Genomic DNA, 17753 nt, shown 5'->3' on the forward strand with positions numbered 1-17753 from the left:
CGTCAGAAGGTTAATTCCATTTCCAGCAGCGTCAGGATGCTTTGCGCATCTTGCGCGGCAAACAACGACTGGCGGAAGTTTTTATTCACCAGTTTGCGCGCCAGCTGCGAGAAGACTTTCACATGGTTCATCCCTTCGTTAGCACCCAACGTCAGCATGATCACCAGTTCGACTTCGCCCATTTCTGACTGCCAGTCAACCGGTTTCACCAGCCGGGCAATGCTGATACTGGAATGACGGATCCACTGAGATTTGGTGTGGGGGATCGCCACGCCAAAGCCAACACCAGTAGTGACAATCTCTTCCCGCTGCCAGACATCTTCTTCCAGCTCGAACGGATGTTCAGTGCGCCCGTTGACTCCAAGGTTACCGCACAGAAACTGAATAGCCTGCTCTTTATTGCTAAAGGCCTGGTCAACAAAGATATTCTCCAGCGCCAGCAGCGGGCGAACGTCTTCTTCCGGCGTAAAGGCGGTGAGTAACGCTTCAATCTCCTGCGCGCTGCGGCACTCGCAAGCCTGACGCGCCAGTTCCCGACACGCTTCGCTATCCAGTTGACGAAGCTGGCTTTTCACTGCCGGAATGCGCGGGCTACTCATGCTTAACTCATCCAGTCCCAGCCCAAGCAGTAGCGGTAGATAACGACTTTCACCGCCCAGTTCACCGCAAATGCCTACCCATTTGCCCCGCTGATGTGCAGTGGTCACTATCTGCTGCAACATGCGCAGGAACGATGGCGTAATCGGGTTATACAGCGGCGATACGCGCGGGTTATTACGATCGACCGCATACAGATACTGGGTCATATCGTTAGAACCGATACTGAAGAAATCGACCTCATCGCAGAAGTGGTCGATGATGTAGCACACCGACGGTACTTCCACCATGATACCCAGCGTAATCGACTCTGCATGACGCAGACCATCGCGCTTAAGCTCAACGATCGCTTTTTGGATCTCGCCCTTCACCCATAAGATCTGATCGAGGCTGTGGACCATTGGGATCATCAGCTGGGCGTTGCCGAAACTGGCGGCACGCAAAATAGCCCGCAGTTGAGTGCGGAACAGGCCAGCAAATTCCGGGTAAATTCGTACAGCACGATAGCCGAGGAACGGGTTCTCTTCCTGGGGAATGTTGAGGTAAGGAATGCTTTTATCGCCGCCGATGTCCATCGTGCGGAAAATAATCGGCTTGTCGCCCGCCGCCAGTAGCACCTGCTGGTATGCTTCAAACTGTTCCTGTTCGTCCGGCGCACTGTCGCGCTCCATATAGAGCATTTCGGTACGAAACAGCCCGACGCCTTCCGCACCGTTGGCAAATGCACCAGGCGCTTCCAGAGCGGTACCAATATTCGCCGCGATATCAATGCGCTTGTTATCACGGGAATAGGCCAACTGTGCAGCGGCCTGCGCCTGCTGCTGCTGACGTTTATCCGCCAGCGTCTGTGCGACCTGATAATAACCACTCACCGCGTCATCAGGATTTAGCGCCAGCACGCCGCACTGGGCGTCAAGCACCGCCGGTTGCCCGGCATAGCGAGCAATGGCATCCAGCGGCAGGCCGCTCAGTACGGGGATCGCCGAGGCGCGGGCCAGAATCAGAGTATGCGAGGTGCGCCCGGTTTTCTCCAGAATCATGCCCGCAAGATTTTTTAAATTGAGGCTCAAAAACTGGCTAGGGGTTAAATCTTCTGCCACCAGAATGGTCGGTTTTTCGAGCACCAGATTATTACGCGGCTTCAGTTCCGGCCAGGTGATATGCAGCAATTGTTCGCTGATATCACGAATGTCGCTGACCCGCTCGCGCAGATAATCGCTGGCAGAGGCAGAAAGTTTGTCGCAAACCTGCTCCATATTGCTGATGATCGCTGCCCCCAGCCCCTGATGCTGTTCTGCCATCAGGCGACGGATATTCCCTGCAAATTCATCATCCTGAATCAGCGACAAATGGGCGCTGAGGATAGTTTTGCTTTCGCCGTCACGCTCGCGCAACTGCTGGTTCAGTTGCTCGGCAAGCGTTGCCAGGCTGTGTTCCAGCCAGGTGGAGTCTTGCGCACTGGCCGGGATTGCCCGATAACTGTCGAGGCTGTTGCTCTGTAGCAGGGTCAACGTACCCACGCCGACGCCGCTTGCCAGCACATTGCCGTACAGTAAATCAGGGTTCAGGCGGCTTAATGAACGCGGCAGTGGATGTGCCGTCAGTTCTGCCTGCGTCGGCTGGACGCTGTCGCTGTCGATAAAGCGCACCTGGATGTACTCTTCCAGCACGCGCCGCGCCTGCTCTTCATCGCTGCCGCTAATGTTCAGGCTGCAACTGTCATTAAATAAGGTGCCGGTGCCAATCAGCGCCAGCGAGCTTTTGGCATCAGCCCTGGCGTTCTGGCGATGATTAATAAAGGTGACTTCACTTTGCCACTGGCTGCACTGCTCTTTAAGTTCCCACGCCGGACGAGCATGCAGACCGTTTGGCAAAGGACAGAGAAATTGAATCGTTAACATAACCGCTCCGGGTTAATCAGGAGATCATCTGAAATCCGTCAGTTGAACAACCGTCTCACGGGTAAGACGTTGAATAAGGGCAGATAAAAGCTGCTGCATCTGCAAAATGTCGCGGCAGTCGGCAATCGATGCGGCGCAATGTCCGTGGCGGGTTGCTGGCCCCATCACCACTGTGGGTACGCCAGTGCCGGTTAAATGTACCGCCCCGCCATCCGTGCCGCCGTTGCTGAACATATCCGCCTGTAACGGCACGCCAATTTCTGCCGCCACGGTTTCGATCCACGCGGTAAGTTTTGGCGGCGCAATCAGCGACTTGTCGCTTAACACCAGCATCGGCCCGTTACCAATCTGGCGATGGTTAGCCGCGCCATAATCAAAGTTTTTCGCCCAGCAGGCGGTATCAAGCACAATGGCGACATCCGGCGACACCGCGCGGGTGGCAGTTTGCCCGCCGCGTAATCCCACCTCTTCGCTGGAACTTGCCACCAGCCACACTTCCGCAGGCAATTCGGCGTTGTGCAGCTCACGTAGTAACGTCACCAGCAGGTAGCAACCGAGGCGGTCATCAAAGGCTTTACCCATCACTCGCTGGTGAGGGAGAACCTGAAAAGTGGTATCAAACGTGACACGATCGCCCGGACGAATACCTGCCTGCATCACTTCGTCATACGAGCGCGCACCAATGTCCACGCGCATGGCGCTGACGTCATTCCCCTGCCGCTCGCCATCGAGCAAACCGGGAATTTTGCACTCTTCACGAGTAGTGATCCGTACTGGCTGAAGCTGGCGGGCAGCCATGCGCACATTGCCAACCGGCAGGACATCAATCGCCCCTTCGCGGGAGATGCTGCGCACCATAAATCCCACTTCGTCCATATGCGCACAGATCATCACCTTCGGACCTGTCGAATCATTGAGGCGGATCAGCATCGATCCCAGGCCATCAAATCGTACTTCTTTTTGCAGTCGATCAGCTTCATCCAGCAGGATCTGCCGCACTTCCTGTTCCGAGGAGGCGATCGCATCTGCCTCGCTCAACGCTTTTAATAGCGATAAATCCATTATGCCTCTCCCGTGAGCAACACTGTTTTTGGCATGGCGTAGAGCACTTCCGCGCCTTGCGGGGTAACCAGCACGACATCTTCGATGCGCACGCCCCCTCGCCCTGGCAAATAAATCCCCGGCTCCACGGTCAGTAACATGCCTGGCTGTAGCGTCGTGGTGTCCCGCGGTGAAAAACGCGGATCTTCATGGACTTCAATGCCGATAGCATGACCGGTGTTATGACCGAAATAGTCGCCATAACCGGCTTCTGTAATGACCCGGCGCGCGGCGTCGTCAACCTGCTGGCAGCGCACGCCGGGGCGAATCGCGGAGATTGCCGCGAGCTGTGCCTGCAGGACAATGTTATACACATCAAACAGCGGGTGAGATTCGGCGCTCACCCCTTCGCCATTCACCAGCAAGGTACGCGTCATATCAGAGCAGTAGCCCTGATACAGCGCACCAAAATCAAGAGTGACAAACTCGCCCGCTGCAACAATCTTGTCGCTGGCTTTGCCGTGCGGCAGCGCCCCACGCCAGCCACTGGCGACAATGGTATCGAAAGAGGCTTTTTCTGCCCCCTGCTGGCGCATAAACCACTCCAGTTCAGCGGCTATCTCGCATTCGCTCATCCCCACCTGAATAAAACGGCGAATATGCTCTGCACCGCGATCGGCAATCCCACAGGCGAGGCGGATTTTCTCCACCTCCTCTGGCGTTTTGATTTGCCGCAGCACATCCGGTGTGGCGCTTACCAGTTTCGCATTGAGTTCAGACTGCCAGCGGTGCGCGGTTTCCCAACTTACCTGCTGGCCTTCAAAACCGAGCGTTTGCAACTGCTCATCGGCAATGATTTGATTGACGATAGTGGTAAGCGTGTTCGTCGCGTCAAGCAAATGCAGCTGGTAGCCTTGCGTGCGGGCTTCTACATCCGCGTAATAGCGCGAATCCACCAGAATGTGCGCACTTTCACGGCTAATCACCACATAGCCAGATCCGGTGGAGATCCCCAGATGCGGTTGTTTGTTCTGCCGTGAGGAGAGAAGCACCGCATCCAGTTGTTGCGCCTTAAGCCAGTCGCGCAGCGAAGCGAGTAATGTCATCTGGATTTTCCTTCTTACAGGCTATCGATTAACAATTTGCCTTTACGGAACATCATCAGACGCAGGAACACCACCATCAGCGCAGTTATGACTGCCCCCAGCGCGATCCCCGCCATGTAGACGCCGAGGTTAGTGACCAGCGGCCATGCCCAGATAGCGGACTCCGGGAACCATTGCACTGCGCCCAGCCAGACAGCGGCGGTTGAGCCGACAATCGCGCCAACCATATAGGACGGAATAGCGGTGATGGGGCTTTCCAGCGCAAACGGAATCGCACCCTCACTGATCCCCATAAAGGCAAGGAACATGGCGGTTTTACCCTGCGGATAAAGCTGAGCGTTGAACAGGCGTTTGCCGGTTAAACGACGGTCAATAATGGTCGCCAGACCCAGACCAATCGATGGAATAACGATAGCGATAGAACGTGCGGTGACCGGTAATACGTGGTCAGTGGTAAAGCTGAAGGCAACGAAACCTGCGGCTTTGTTGATCGGGCCACCAAGGTCGATTGCTGTCGCCGCGGCGATCCCCATCGCATACATTAGCGCGCCCTTCTCACCTGCGGCAGTCAGCACGGCACGGATACCACCGTTAATCCAGCCACCAAAGGGGGTGATGACGTAGTACATCGCCAGCATGACAAAAATGGCGGAAAGAATCGGTAGCAAAAATGTGGTTTTGAACGCTAACAGGAAATCCGGTAACTGGATTTTCTGGTTCATCCACTTCACAAGGTAACCCGCAACGATAGAAATAATCAGGGCACCAATGAAGGTGGACGGCACCGGCGAAGAGGTCGCCCATTGCATCGTGCTGGGATCGAAGTTCAGCAGTTGCGTAGGCTGGGTAGACATCAAGCCGCCGATAAAACCAGCCGGGAACGCCAGTTTGCCGCCGATGGAGTTCGCCACAAAAGCGGCAAACATCGGTATGGCAAAGCCAAACAGCACGCCACCAAAGGACTGTGACAGCCAGGCAAACTTCAGTAAGGAGAGGTCGAAACCGGAGAATTTCCCGCTATTAAGCGCATCCATGATGCCGATATCAGCAGGAATTTTAAGCCAGCTATAAGCAATCAACTGGCTGAAAGCGAGGATCACACCGCCCATAATTAAGGTCGGCACCATGCGTGAAATCCCTGACATCACATGCTGCGGGAGTTCACCCCAGAAGCTGGTTTTAGAGGCCTGCGGATTCTTAATTGCCGCTGCCGCACCGGATGCGCCAGGCACAACAGTTGCACTGCGTTTTTTAATGGCCATAACAATTATCCCTGTCGAATATTACTGTTGTTCAGCGGCAATCATCTCTTCGATTTCTTTGATGATGCCCGCAGCGTTTTTAATTGCGTCCTGCAAAGTGATTTCATAAACGTCTCGAGATTCGAAACGTTCGTTATCTTCCGGGGTAACTGCCACGGAATGAATGATGATGGTCGCTTCGGCGATATCCTGCGCGGTCAGACGATTCTGGATGCCGTCCGCACCCTGGGTTTCAATTTTCACTTCATAACCGGCTTCTACCGCCGCTTCTTCCAGCGCCTGAGCGGCCATAAAGGTGTGAGCCAGGCCCATTGGGCAGGCACATAAGGCAATCAGTTTCTTACTCATCGTTAATTCCTCGTTCAGTGATAGTTGATGAGTGAAATTATGAACGTGCAAAACAAATCGCCGTTACCAGACAAATAATGCATTTACTGGAGAATTAATCCCGCTGTACGGAAGTGTGACGCAGGTCGGCCTTGTGAGGGGACACAAAGAAAAATTGAATTAACTGTATGATTTAAAAGATTATCGGGAGAGTTACCTCCCGATATAACAGGAAGGATTTACAGAATGTGACCTAAGGTCTGGCGTAAATGTGCACCGGAACCAAGAAGGCCCGGATTGTCATGGACGATGAGATACACCGGAATATCATGGACATATTCTTTAAAGCGCCCTTTATCTTCAAATGCGGCACGGAAACCAGAGGCTTTGAAGAACTCAAGGAAGCGCGGCACGATACCACCGGCAATAAACACGCCGCCAAATGTCCCGAGATTGAGCGCCAGATTGCCGCCAAAACGGCCCATAATGACGCAAAACAGCGACAACGCGCGGCGGCAATCGGTGCAGCTGTCAGCCAGCGCACGTTCGGTAATATCTTTTGGCTTGAGATTTTCTGGCAGGCGGTTGTCGGCTTTCACAATCGCGCGATACAAATTCACCAGCCCAGGACCAGAAAGCACGCGCTCTGCCGAAACATGACCAATTTCTGCACGCAGTATTTCGAGGATAATGGCCTCTTCTTCACTATTCGGCGCAAAATCAACGTGACCGCCTTCGCCTGGCAAGCTTACCCAACGCTTATCGACATGGACCAAATGCGCAACCCCAAGCCCCGTTCCGGCACCGTAAACCGCAATAGGCTTACCTTCGACCGGTTCTGCGCCACCAAACTGAATCAGATGCTCTTTTTTCAGCATCGGGATCGCCATCGATACAGCGGTAAAATCGTTAATAATTTCCAGATGGCTAAAACCGAGATTCTTTTTCATTTCGGCAATTGAGAACGCCCAGGTATGGTTGGTCATTGCCACCCAGTCACCGGTAATTGGGCAAGCGATGGCAATACAGCCGTCTTTCACCTCGACCTTATGTTCTTCAAGATAAACGCGAATGACCGCTTCGAGGCTGGGGTAATCAAGCCCTGAATAGGTCTTAGCCTGCGAGATTTCACCACTGGCAATATCACACAGAGCAAGACGTGCGTTGGTGCCGCCCACATCACCGACTAATGCATACTTTGTCATTCTTCAACTGCTCCGCTAAAGTCAAAATAATTCTTTCTCACACTGTAAATACCTGGGGGCATAACAACAACGCCGGAAAGGCAGGCTCCCTGTAAATATCGATCTGGGTCACACAATTACTTTATCGTTTCAGCACCAATTGCAGCGATGCCTTTTTGCAAGCTGGGCAAACTAAGTATCTGACCCCGCATAAGGAATAGACCATGCTCCATCCGCGAGCCAGAACCATGTTGTTATTATCACTCCCCGCCGTGGCAATTGGGATTGCGTCCAGTCTTATTCTGATTGTGGTGATGAAAATCGCCTCGGTATTACAGACTCTGCTCTGGCAACGACTGCCGGGAACTCTGGGAATAGCCCAGGATTCACCTTTCTGGATCATCGCCATATTAACGCTAACGGGTATTGCGGTGGGGTTGGTTATCCGTTTCAGCCAGGGGCATGCCGGGCCAGACCCCGCTTGTGAACCGCTGATCGGCGCACCGGTTCCGCCCTCTGCGCTACCAGGACTTATCGTAGCATTAATTCTCGGTCTTGCTGGCGGCGTCAGCCTGGGGCCAGAACATCCGATCATGACCGTCAATATCGCCCTTGCGGTTGCGATAGGTGCTCGTCTGTTACCGCGCGTCAACCGGATGGAGTGGACTATTTTAGCCTCTGCCGGAACTATCGGCGCGCTGTTTGGCACACCTGTTGCGGCGGCGTTGATATTTTCGCAAACCTTAAATGGCAGTAGTGAAGTCCCGCTATGGGATCGTCTCTTTGCGCCGTTAATGGCGGCGTCGGCTGGTGCGCTAACCACCGGATTGTTTTTCCATCCTCATTTTTCGCTGCCCATTGCGCATTATGGGCAGATGGAGATGACCGATATTCTCAGCGGTGCAATTGTGGCGGCGATTGCCATCGCAGCAGGGATGGTTGCCGTATGGTGTCTGCCACGGTTGCACGCGATGATGCATCAGATTAAAAATCCGGTGCTAATGCTGGGAGTGGGCGGATTTATTCTCGGTATTCTGGGGGTTATTGCTGGACCGGTTTCGCTATTTAAAGGGCTGGATGAGATGCAGCAGATGGTGGCAAATCAGGCTTTCAGCACCAGCGATTACTTTTTGCTGGCCGTGATTAAACTTGCCGCTCTCGTGGTTGCTGCCGCCAGCGGCTTTCGCGGTGGGCGAATATTCCCGGCAGTGTTTGTCGGCGTGGCATTAGGATTGATGCTGCATGAGCACGTTCCCGCTGTCCCGGCGGCAATAACCGTTTCCTGCGCTATTCTCGGCATCGTGCTGGTGGTAACACGCGATGGCTGGTTAAGTCTATTTATGGCTGCGGCTGTTGTCCCTAACACCACATTGCTACCGCTGCTCTGTATCGTCATGCTTCCTGCATGGCTGTTATTAGCCGGTAAGCCGATAATGATGGTGAATCGTCCAAAGCAACAGCCACCCCACGATAACGTTTAGCAAAAAATGCTCTCCTTTATGATTTAAGAGTTATGGCGATGATACGGGGCTTTACCTCCCCGTAATATTGCGTTAACAGGCCGCTGACGGCTTCGATCGTGAAGGAGAATAACAATGTTCAGGTCACTGTTTCTGGCGGCCGCCCTGATGGCATTTACCCCGCTTGCGGCAAACGCAGGTGAAATCACCCTACTGCCGTCAATCAAATTACAAATTGGCGATCGCGATCATTACGGTAATTACTGGGACGGTGGTCACTGGCGCGACCGTGACTACTGGCATCGCAATTATGAATGGCGTAAAAACCGCTGGTGGCGTCATGATAATGGCTACCACCGTGGCTGGGATAAGCGTAAAGCCTATGAGCGTGGCTATCGTGAAGGCTGGCGCGATCGTGATGATCATCGCGGAAAAGGCCGCGGACATAGGCATCGCCATTAAACACGTAGGGCGGATAAGGCGTTCTGCGCCGCATCCGCCAGTGGTGCCAGCTCCGACACCAGTTCCACTACAATCCCAGTGCCGTTCCCACTAACAACCAGATATTCAGCGCCACTACCAGCACCACAATCACCCAGCCTGTCTGTTTTACGCGTTTGCTGTTCACCAGATCGCCCATCAACCTACTGTCACTGGTAAAAATTAGTAGTGGAACCAGCGCCAGAGCGATACCAAAACTTAACAGCACCTGACTCATAACCAGAATCCGTGTCGGATCTAATCCCATCAGAATGACAATAAATGACGGCAGCATGGTGACTGTACGACGCACCCACAGCGGGATATGAAAGCGAATGAAGCCCTGCATCACCACCTGCCCGGCCAGTGTCCCCACCACCGTCGACGAAAGCCCCGCAGCCACCAGACTTAAACCAAAAACCGTTGCCGCAGCATGGCTTAACAACGGTTGCAGCGTCAGATAAGCCTCATCAAGATCGGCAACGCCAGTATGACCGGAAAAGTGGAACGCCGCCGCAGCCGTAGCCATCATCGCCAGATTGACAAAACCGGCAATAGTCATAGCGATAGCCACATCCCATTTGGTGGCAGAATAACGTTGTTGACGCGAACCACCATGTAAATGCTGAGTCAGCGAAGAGTGCAAATAAATCACGTGCGGCATAATCGTCGCCCCCAATACACCTGCCGCCAGGAAGACTGCCTCCGAAGTGGGTAAGCTCGGGATTACCATTCCTTTACCCAGTTGCGCCAGGTTAGGCTGGGAGAAAATCAACTCGACAATGTAAGCCGCAGCAACAAACAGCAGTAACCCGCCAATCACTTTCTCCAGCGGTTTTTGCCCTCGACGTTGCAGCATTAAAATCAGGAAAGTCGCGATCCCCGTCAGCACCGCGCCCTGCAACAACGAAACACCCAGAATGAGTTTAAAACCGATCGCCGCACCAATAAATTCCGCCAGGTCGGTTGCCATCGCAATGATTTCTGCCTGAACCCAATAGAACCATACTACGGGACGCGGATAGTGATCGCGAATCTGCTCCGCCAGGTTTTTACCGGTGGCAATCCCCAGTTTGGCAGACAGTATCTGAATCAGCATCGCCATCAGGTTGGCCCAAACGACAACCCACAGTAGTTGATAGCCGAAGCTGGCCCCGGCCTGAATATTGGTCGCAAAGTTACCAGGATCGATATAACCAATCGCCGCAATGAACGCAGGTCCCATTAATGCGAGCCTCATCTTGCGCGCCGCCCGTCCGCTGCTACTCTCAACGCGATAGTTAGTCATCTTGTGCCTCTAAAACATAGCCTTTGCTATGTTTCATGCTATGCCAAACGAGAATGATTATCAAATTCATTTGAGTGGATTGTGATTATTTCTTTGATAGACCAGAATTATGACGACGAAAAGATTGATGACTTGAATGTTGTGATTATGTTTAATGTTAGCACATTTACATAACTTTCAGCTTCCATACACAACATAGCAGAAATGTATGACAGCTCACTATTTTTGAAGCTTGTCACAGGACGTCATTATAGTGTGTGTCAGATCTCGTTTTCCTTAACCATGTTACATAGAATGTGCACGGAAATTTAACCTGCCTCATATTTGGAGCAAATATGGACCGCGTCCTTCATTTTGTACTGGCACTTGCCGTTGTTGCGATTCTCGCACTGCTGGTAAGCAGCGACCGCAAAAAAATTCGTATCCGTTATGTTATTCAACTGCTTGTTATCGAAGTGTTACTGGCGTGGTTCTTCCTGAACTCCGACGTTGGTTTGGGCTTCGTGAAAGGCTTCTCCGAAATGTTTGAGAAACTGCTCGGATTTGCCAACGAAGGGACTAACTTCGTCTTTGGTAGCATGAATGATCAAGGCCTGGCATTCTTCTTCCTGAAAGTGCTGTGCCCAATCGTCTTTATCTCTGCGCTGATTGGTATTCTCCAGCACATTCGCGTGTTGCCGGTGATTATCCGCGCAATTGGTTTCCTGCTCTCCAAAGTCAACGGTATGGGCAAACTGGAATCCTTCAACGCCGTCAGCTCTCTGATTCTGGGTCAGTCTGAAAACTTTATTGCCTATAAAGATATCCTCGGCAAAATCTCCCGCAATCGTATGTACACCATGGCAGCTACGGCGATGTCCACCGTGTCGATATCCATCGTTGGTGCATACATGACCATGCTGGAGCCGAAATACGTCGTTGCGGCGCTGGTACTGAACATGTTCAGCACCTTTATCGTGCTGTCACTGATCAACCCTTACCGTGTTGATGCCAGTGAAGAAAACATTCAGATGTCCAACCTGCACGAAGGTCAGAGCTTCTTCGAAATGCTGGGTGAATACATTCTGGCAGGTTTCAAAGTTGCTATTATCGTTGCCGCGATGCTGATCGGCTTTATCGCCCTGATCGCTGCGCTGAACGCACTGTTTGCCACTGTGACTGGCTGGTTTGGCTACAGCATCTCCTTCCAGGGCATCCTGGGCTACATCTTCTATCCGATTGCTTGGGTGATGGGTGTTCCTTCCAGTGAAGCACTGCAAGTGGGCAGTATTATGGCAACCAAACTGGTTTCCAACGAGTTCGTTGCGATGATGGATCTGCAGAAAATTGCTTCCACGCTCTCTCCGCGTGCGGAAGGCATCATCTCTGTGTTCCTGGTTTCCTTCGCTAACTTCTCTTCTATCGGGATTATCGCCGGTGCGGTTAAAGGCCTGAATGAAGAGCAAGGTAACGTAGTTTCTCGTTTCGGCCTGAAACTGGTTTACGGTTCCACGCTGGTGAGCGTACTGTCAGCTTCTATTGCCGCTCTGGTCTTGTAATAATTCGAGTCGCAGCACATGCAACTTGAAGTTTGACAAGCATCATTAATTACCGCAATAACCGGGGTTTTGCCCCGGTTATTTTTTGCCTGCTATTTGCCAAGTGGTTGTGGTTTGCCAATCAAATAGCCTTGTAGATAGTTGACGCCCAGACTAAACAATAATTCTTTCTGTTCTTCTGTTTCGACAAATTCAGCCACCACACTGAGTGACTTTGCTTTTGCCAGATCAGTAATCGATTTCACAATCATTTTATCCAGTGAATCGGTCATGATCTCGCGAATAAACACACCATCAATTTTAATTATCTCAGCATTCAAGCGTTTCAGGCGTTCGTAATTTACATAACCTGTACCAAAATCATCAATAGCAATTTTAAACCCGCTGTTATGCAATAACTCTATATTGTGCATACTTATTTCAGCATTGGAAAAAGCCTGCTCTTCAGTAATTTCAATGATGACTGTTTCTGGTGAAATATTATATCGTTTAAATAAACGTACAATACGCGCGGCAATCTCAGGTTGTAACAGCGTCAGTGGCATTAAATTAACGGAAAACCGTGGCCCTGTTTTGTCTGTCGGGTGAGTAGCAATCCAGCGTAATAATGATTCCACCACTAATAAATCAAAACGCGCACTAAGGTTAAATTGAGCGATCAGCGGAATGAATTTATCAGGTGTGATGATGCCATCGTCACTCTTTAAACGCGTCAGGATCTCATCGTATCCCTCTCCCCTGGCGTCACGAATGGGTTGCGCGTGAAGAAGAATATCACCACGCTCAAGCGCTATACGCACTTTATGCAACAATAAAACACTTTCAGTAATCTGGCCAGATCCCGCCTCGTGGTTATCTGTGATACCCATTACGCAGCGATTAACATGTGCTTGCTCAGCCAGCCAGCTTAATTGCCCCAACAGCGTAGGTAATGTTTCAGGATTGCCATCATACACGCCCCAGGAGGCGCCATATTCAATGTCCAGGCCGGTATTACTCCAGTAAATCTTACGGCTGCTAAGCACATCCACCATATGCTGCAATCGCGCTTTTATCTCAGACCCTTTGAGTACCAATAACAACTCACTTCCCGGTAGCTGAAACACTTTCTCCTGTTCGTGCAATAACGGCAGTAATGCACGATAAACAATTCGCTTACTGTAAACTCGCATCTGAATGCCATAATGCCGACTTAGAAATTCAAGGTTATCAAGGCGTAAGCAGCAGATGGAAACCCCTGTTTCATGCTGTACGAACTGCTCAAGTGCACGTAAATTGGGTAAATTGGTCAGTGGATCAGTGAGCGCCTGCAAGTGCCAACGACGTTTAAGCCATTCGCTACGTTGAAAAATGCGGACCATATACAGTAAGCAAATACTGAACGAAATCAGTACAGAAAGAATAAATGCCAGCGAATACTCAGAGACGACACCATGGAGAAAATTACGGTTATAACCGAGTAAGAACAGAACTGAAATCGCCCAGACTATATTCAGAAACGGGTACTTTAACCGCCCCACGCCCATATTAAAAATAATGAAAAATACAGGCACCAGATAACCTGCTATATAACCATTTTCATAGGGGCTACACATGATGATCAGCAATGATGAGACCGCTGTCAGCCAGGTAAGTGTGAAAAGACGATTTCTTCTGTGCAGTGCCGGAGCGATGTCTCTGCACCAGAGGGCACGCGCATAATGGGGATTCACCACCATTCGCATCAGATAATAAAAGAACATGTTGAAAATCAGCACTGCGCCAATCAGGCTCAACATATCAACCACCGTGAATATGGGATCGGTATTATCAAAGAAGGTAGAGATGGCGACCGGGAAGGCAAAAATATCTCCTGCAATAAACATGCAGGTTTTGATCCCCACCGGCGCGACGAAACCGAACCAGAAAATGCGTGCCCACACATTATGCTTCGTTAAGCCAAAACGCCATCGAGGGCCAAGTTGCCAGCGAAGAATGGCACAACAAGCGAAGGGTGCAAGAGTCTGACAAATAATAACCGCTATAGACTGCGGTAGAGGTAAGTTGAAATTATACTGGTTGGTGATAAACATCCCGATAAAAACGGGGAGAATAGCGCGTTTACCAAAAAGGCAGATGCCCCCCAACATGACACAAAGCGGCATCCAGGCGAGGAAGATATAACAATTATTGATGATGGCTGTAGGGGAAATAAAGCGAGAAAACTGGATAAATATCACAGTGAGCGTAAACGCCAACAAAAAAATCTTGATATTTTTTATCATGTTATACTTCATGGGCATCAATAAGCTGTTCTCACAGTTCCACCTTTCTTGCATATAAATAATAAGTTTATTCGCGATGCGAATCAAACCTGTCCAGTCAGTTACAACTCATCATCATTGATCAAATCAGCCTTAAGGCAAATCTGATACTGAACTGTATTACAAAACGTAGGGAAAAGCAGAAAAAATAAAACCCCCGCTTCGCAGCGAGGGTTTAAATTTGGTGGAGCTAAGCGGGATCGAACCGCTGACCTCTTGCATGCCATGCAAGCGCTCTCCCAGCTGAGCTATAGCCCCGATATGTCTTTACGTACCAATTTTTGCCGGGTGCAAAATTGGTGGAGCTAAGCGGGATCGAACCGCTGACCTCTTGCATGCCATGCAAGCGCTCTCCCAGCTGAGCTATAGCCCCATTTCGTAAAGCGTGTCGAGTTGACGGGCGGCATCATATGAATTCCCTTTGCATGTGTCAACGGCAAATTTAATTCACGTGTTTCAATCGCTGAAAAAGCAGTCAAATGAAGAACATTGCGTAGCAACTCGCATTCAGTAGTTAAACTCGTCACGGTTTCATGTAAATTGATGTTATAAAATGAACCACTAATTACCCCTACAACCATTCAGGGAATCATTATGTTCAAGGAACGGATGACACCAGAAGAACTTGCTAATCTGACCGGCTTCAGTCGGCAGACTATCAATAAATGGGTAAGGAAAGAGGGCTGGACCACTTCGCCAAAGCCTGGTGTGCAAGGAGGAAAAGCACGCCTGGTACATGTCAATGAACAGGTTCGTGAATATATCCGTAATGCTGAACGTACGGAAGGTGCAACTCTTTTTACCAGCCATGCTGGCGATACTTCACTTGAGACACTTTTGATCACATTAGTGAAAGAGATGACGCCTGTAGAACAGAAACGAGTCACGTCACTACTTCTGCGCGAAGGCATCACCGGATTGTTACAACGCTTAGGGATACGCGACAGCAAATAATATGAAAATATTACGCAGCAAAATGACCACCAGGGAACTGGCTGATTTTACAGGGATGGCTAATCAGACCATTAATCGTTGGATCCGGGAGAAGAAATGGAAAACGGAAAGATTTCCGGGGGTTAAAGGTGGACGAGCGAGACTCGTAGTGATTGATCATGAGGTAAAAGAATTTCTTTACGGCGTTCCGGAAGTGCGAAAACGTTTATCACTTTCACTTGAAGAAGAGCCGCGTGCGGACTACACGCCTCAGGTGCACAGCCAGCCCTTCAGACAAATTCTGGATGCAGTGGAAAAGATGTCGCCAGTGGAACAAGAAAAACTTGCTTTGTTCCTTGCTCGTGAAGGGATTCGCAATTTTCTCGCCCGGCTTGATATTGACGAATCAGCGTAAAAAAACGGCAGGGGTATTTCTCCTGCCGTTTATCTTTTATGCGCTAATTACTGCTGGTTTTCGCGTTCCGCAATAAAAGCCAGCGCTTTGTTGATGCGCTCGATACTGCGGGTCTTACCGATTGCGTGAACGGTAACGTCCAGCGCCGGAGACTGCCCCGCACCGGTAACGGCGACACGCAGCGGCATACCAACTTTACCCATACCCACTTCCAGCTCATCCGCCGTCGCCTGAATAGCGTGGTGAACGTTTTCAGCGGTCCAGTCAGTAATCGCAGTCAGTTTGTCACGAACCACTTCCAGCGGCTGACGCGCCACCGGGCGCAGATGTTTTTTCGCGGCGTCGGCATCGAACTCCGCAAAATCTTCATAGAAATAACGGCAGCTCTGTGCCATCTCTTTCAGCGTCTTGCAACGTTCGCCCAGCAGTTTCACCAGCTCCGCCAGCTGCGGGCCGTTACGGGTATCAATATTTTCCTGCTCGATGTGCCACTGTAAGTGAGTAGCAACATACTCTGGCGGCAGTGCGTTAATGTAGTGATGGTTCAGCCACAGCAGCTTATCGGTGTTGAACGCACTGGCAGATTTGCTGACGGCATTCAGAGTGAAGTATTTGATCATCTCTTCACGAGTGAAGATTTCCTGATCGCCGTGGGACCAGCCCAGACGCACCAGATAGTTCAGCAGTGCTTCTGGCAGATAACCGTCATCACGATACTGCATGACGCTGACAGCCCCGTGACGTTTGGACAGTTTTTTTCCATCATCGCCGTTGATCATAGAAACGTGCGCATAAACCGGTACCGGTGCTTTCAGCGCTTTCAGAATATTGATCTGGCGCGGTGTGTTGTTGATATGGTCTTCACCACGGATTACGTGGGTGATTTCCATATCCCAGTCATCAACAACCACACAGAAGTTATAGGTTGGGGAACCATCGGTACGGCGGATAATCAGATCATCCAGTTCCTGGTTGCTGAACTCGATCGGACCACGGATCTGATCGTCAAAAACAACGGAACCTTCCTGTGGGTTAGCAAAACGTACGACGCACGGTTCATCATCAGCGTGATGCTCATGGCTGTGGCGGCAACGACCGTCATAACGTGGTTTCTCACCTTTTGCCATTTGCTCTTCACGCAGCGCTTCCAGACGCTCTTTGGAGCAGTAGCATTTATAGGCAGTGCCCTCTTCCAGCATCTGATCGATCACCGCGTTGTAGCGATCAAAACGTTTGGTCTGGTAGTACGGACCTTCATCCCACTCCAGGCTCAGCCAGTTCATGCCATCCATAATGGCTTCGATAGCTTCCGGCGTGGAACGCTCAAGATCGGTGTCTTCAATACGCAGCACGAACTCACCGCCGTGGTTACGTGCAAAAAGCCAGGAGTAAAGAGCAGTACGCGCGCCGCCAACGTGCAGATAGCCTGTTGGGCTTGGCGCGAAGCGAGTTTTGATTTTCATGAAATGGCCTTACGTTTAGAAAGATGCCGACAACCGGCAAATCCTGGAAAAATTGAGTGGGCGATATTCTATCACTCCCGCCTGATTCCTCAATGTAGTTCGGGTTGCTACATGATGCATTATTGTTTTCGTTGATAAATTGCACAGCGCGGCCTGTTTTGCGATCATCTTGCTTAAATTTACGACGAACGAACAATTTCTTTAGAAAATGCGTTGACTCATTTTGAACTCTCCCTATAATGCGACTCCACACAGCGGGGGTGATTAGCTCAGCTGGGAGAGCACCTCCCTTACAAGGAGGGGGTCGGCGGTTCGATCCCGTCATCACCCACCAACTACTTTATGTAGTCTCCGCCGTGTAGCAAGAAATTGAGAAGTGGGTGATTAGCTCAGCTGGGAGAGCACCTCCCTTACAAGGAGGGGGTCGGCGGTTCGATCCCGTCATCACCCACCAC

General features: G+C 50.9%; 14 protein-coding genes and 4 tRNA genes. 7 read left to right on the plus strand and 11 right to left on the minus strand.

The window, feature by feature from the left end:
- Positions 1–2: 2 nt before the first annotated feature.
- The 6 genes from ptsP to glk form a co-directional block, all read right to left on the minus strand.
- Positions 3–2498, minus strand: a complete 2496-nt coding sequence (ptsP, locus tag K0335_RS16715; RefSeq protein ID WP_104919541.1) for a phosphoenolpyruvate--protein phosphotransferase — start codon at positions 2496–2498, stop codon at positions 3–5.
- Positions 2499–2522: 24 nt separating this feature from the next.
- The gene (gene ypdE / locus K0335_RS16720; protein WP_104919542.1) at positions 2523–3560 is read right to left on the minus strand and encodes an aminopeptidase; all 1038 of its coding nucleotides are present in this window, start codon (positions 3558–3560) and stop codon (positions 2523–2525) included.
- Positions 3560–4645, minus strand: a complete 1086-nt coding sequence (gene ypdF / locus K0335_RS16725) for an aminopeptidase (protein WP_104918039.1) — start codon at positions 4643–4645, stop codon at positions 3560–3562. The genes ypdE and ypdF overlap by 1 nt, the downstream gene beginning before the upstream one ends.
- Positions 4646–4659: 14 nt before the next feature.
- The gene (locus K0335_RS16730; RefSeq protein WP_219393939.1) at positions 4660–5907 is read right to left on the minus strand and encodes a PTS fructose transporter subunit IIC; all 1248 of its coding nucleotides are present in this window, start codon (positions 5905–5907) and stop codon (positions 4660–4662) included.
- 21 nt (positions 5908–5928) lie between these two features.
- Positions 5929–6255 (minus strand): PTS fructose transporter subunit IIB, encoded by a 327-nt coding sequence (locus tag K0335_RS16735; protein ID WP_000038455.1) that lies wholly within the window; start codon positions 6253–6255, stop codon positions 5929–5931.
- Positions 6256–6473: 218 nt separating this feature from the next.
- Entirely contained in the window at positions 6474–7439 is a 966-nt protein-coding gene (gene glk / locus K0335_RS16740; protein ID WP_000170346.1) for a glucokinase, read from the minus strand.
- A gap of 203 nt (positions 7440–7642) precedes the next feature.
- On the opposite strand from glk, the gene K0335_RS16745 reads away from it, so the two are divergent.
- Together K0335_RS16745 and ypeC are read left to right on the plus strand one after the other, a co-directional pair.
- Positions 7643–8899, plus strand: a complete 1257-nt coding sequence (locus tag K0335_RS16745) for an ion channel protein (RefSeq protein ID WP_219393940.1) — start codon at positions 7643–7645, stop codon at positions 8897–8899.
- A 114-nt stretch (positions 8900–9013) separates the two neighbouring features.
- Positions 9014–9340 (plus strand): DUF2502 domain-containing protein YpeC, encoded by a 327-nt coding sequence (gene ypeC / locus K0335_RS16750; protein ID WP_000490073.1) that lies wholly within the window; start codon positions 9014–9016, stop codon positions 9338–9340.
- Between the two features lie 67 nt (positions 9341–9407).
- Here the strand turns inward: ypeC and K0335_RS16755 are convergent, their stop codons facing one another.
- On the minus strand, positions 9408–10646 hold the full coding sequence (locus tag K0335_RS16755; protein WP_000186374.1) for an Nramp family divalent metal transporter: 1239 nt from the start codon (positions 10644–10646) through the stop codon (positions 9408–9410).
- A 335-nt stretch (positions 10647–10981) separates the two neighbouring features.
- Here K0335_RS16755 and nupC point away from each other — a divergent pair, with 335 nt between their 5' ends.
- Positions 10982–12184, plus strand: coding sequence for a nucleoside permease NupC (gene nupC / locus K0335_RS16760; protein WP_001296857.1), 1203 nt, complete (start codon positions 10982–10984; stop codon positions 12182–12184).
- A gap of 92 nt (positions 12185–12276) precedes the next feature.
- Here nupC and K0335_RS16765 read toward each other — a convergent pair whose 3' ends face one another.
- From K0335_RS16765 to K0335_RS16775, 3 genes are all read right to left on the minus strand, one after another.
- Positions 12277–14466 carry a sensor domain-containing phosphodiesterase gene (locus K0335_RS16765; RefSeq protein WP_219393941.1) on the minus strand — a complete coding sequence of 730 codons (2190 nt, stop codon included), beginning with the start codon at positions 14464–14466 and terminating at the stop codon, positions 12277–12279.
- A 203-nt stretch (positions 14467–14669) separates the two neighbouring features.
- A tRNA-Ala gene (locus K0335_RS16770) sits at positions 14670–14745 on the minus strand.
- Between the two features lie 39 nt (positions 14746–14784).
- Positions 14785–14860, minus strand: a tRNA-Ala gene (locus K0335_RS16775).
- 221 nt (positions 14861–15081) lie between these two features.
- Between K0335_RS16775 and K0335_RS16780 the strand changes: the two genes are divergently transcribed.
- Entirely contained in the window at positions 15082–15441 is a 360-nt protein-coding gene (locus K0335_RS16780) for a YfeC-like transcriptional regulator (protein WP_000472031.1), read from the plus strand.
- A 1-nt stretch (position 15442) separates the two neighbouring features.
- The gene (locus K0335_RS16785; RefSeq protein WP_000698743.1) at positions 15443–15835 is read left to right on the plus strand and encodes a YfeC-like transcriptional regulator; all 393 of its coding nucleotides are present in this window, start codon (positions 15443–15445) and stop codon (positions 15833–15835) included.
- A gap of 47 nt (positions 15836–15882) precedes the next feature.
- Here the strand turns inward: K0335_RS16785 and gltX are convergent, their stop codons facing one another.
- Positions 15883–17298, minus strand: a complete 1416-nt coding sequence (gene gltX, locus K0335_RS16790) for a glutamate--tRNA ligase (RefSeq protein WP_000695670.1) — start codon at positions 17296–17298, stop codon at positions 15883–15885.
- A gap of 258 nt (positions 17299–17556) precedes the next feature.
- Between gltX and K0335_RS16795 the strand changes: the two genes are divergently transcribed.
- Positions 17557–17632 (plus strand) — tRNA-Val (locus K0335_RS16795).
- A gap of 44 nt (positions 17633–17676) precedes the next feature.
- A tRNA-Val gene (locus K0335_RS16800) sits at positions 17677–17752 on the plus strand.
- Position 17753 lies beyond the last annotated feature (1 nt).

The sequence above is a fragment of the Escherichia sp. GZ89 genome, from assembly GCF_019366485.1.
Classification (GTDB): Bacteria; Pseudomonadota; Gammaproteobacteria; order Enterobacterales; family Enterobacteriaceae; genus Escherichia; species Escherichia fergusonii.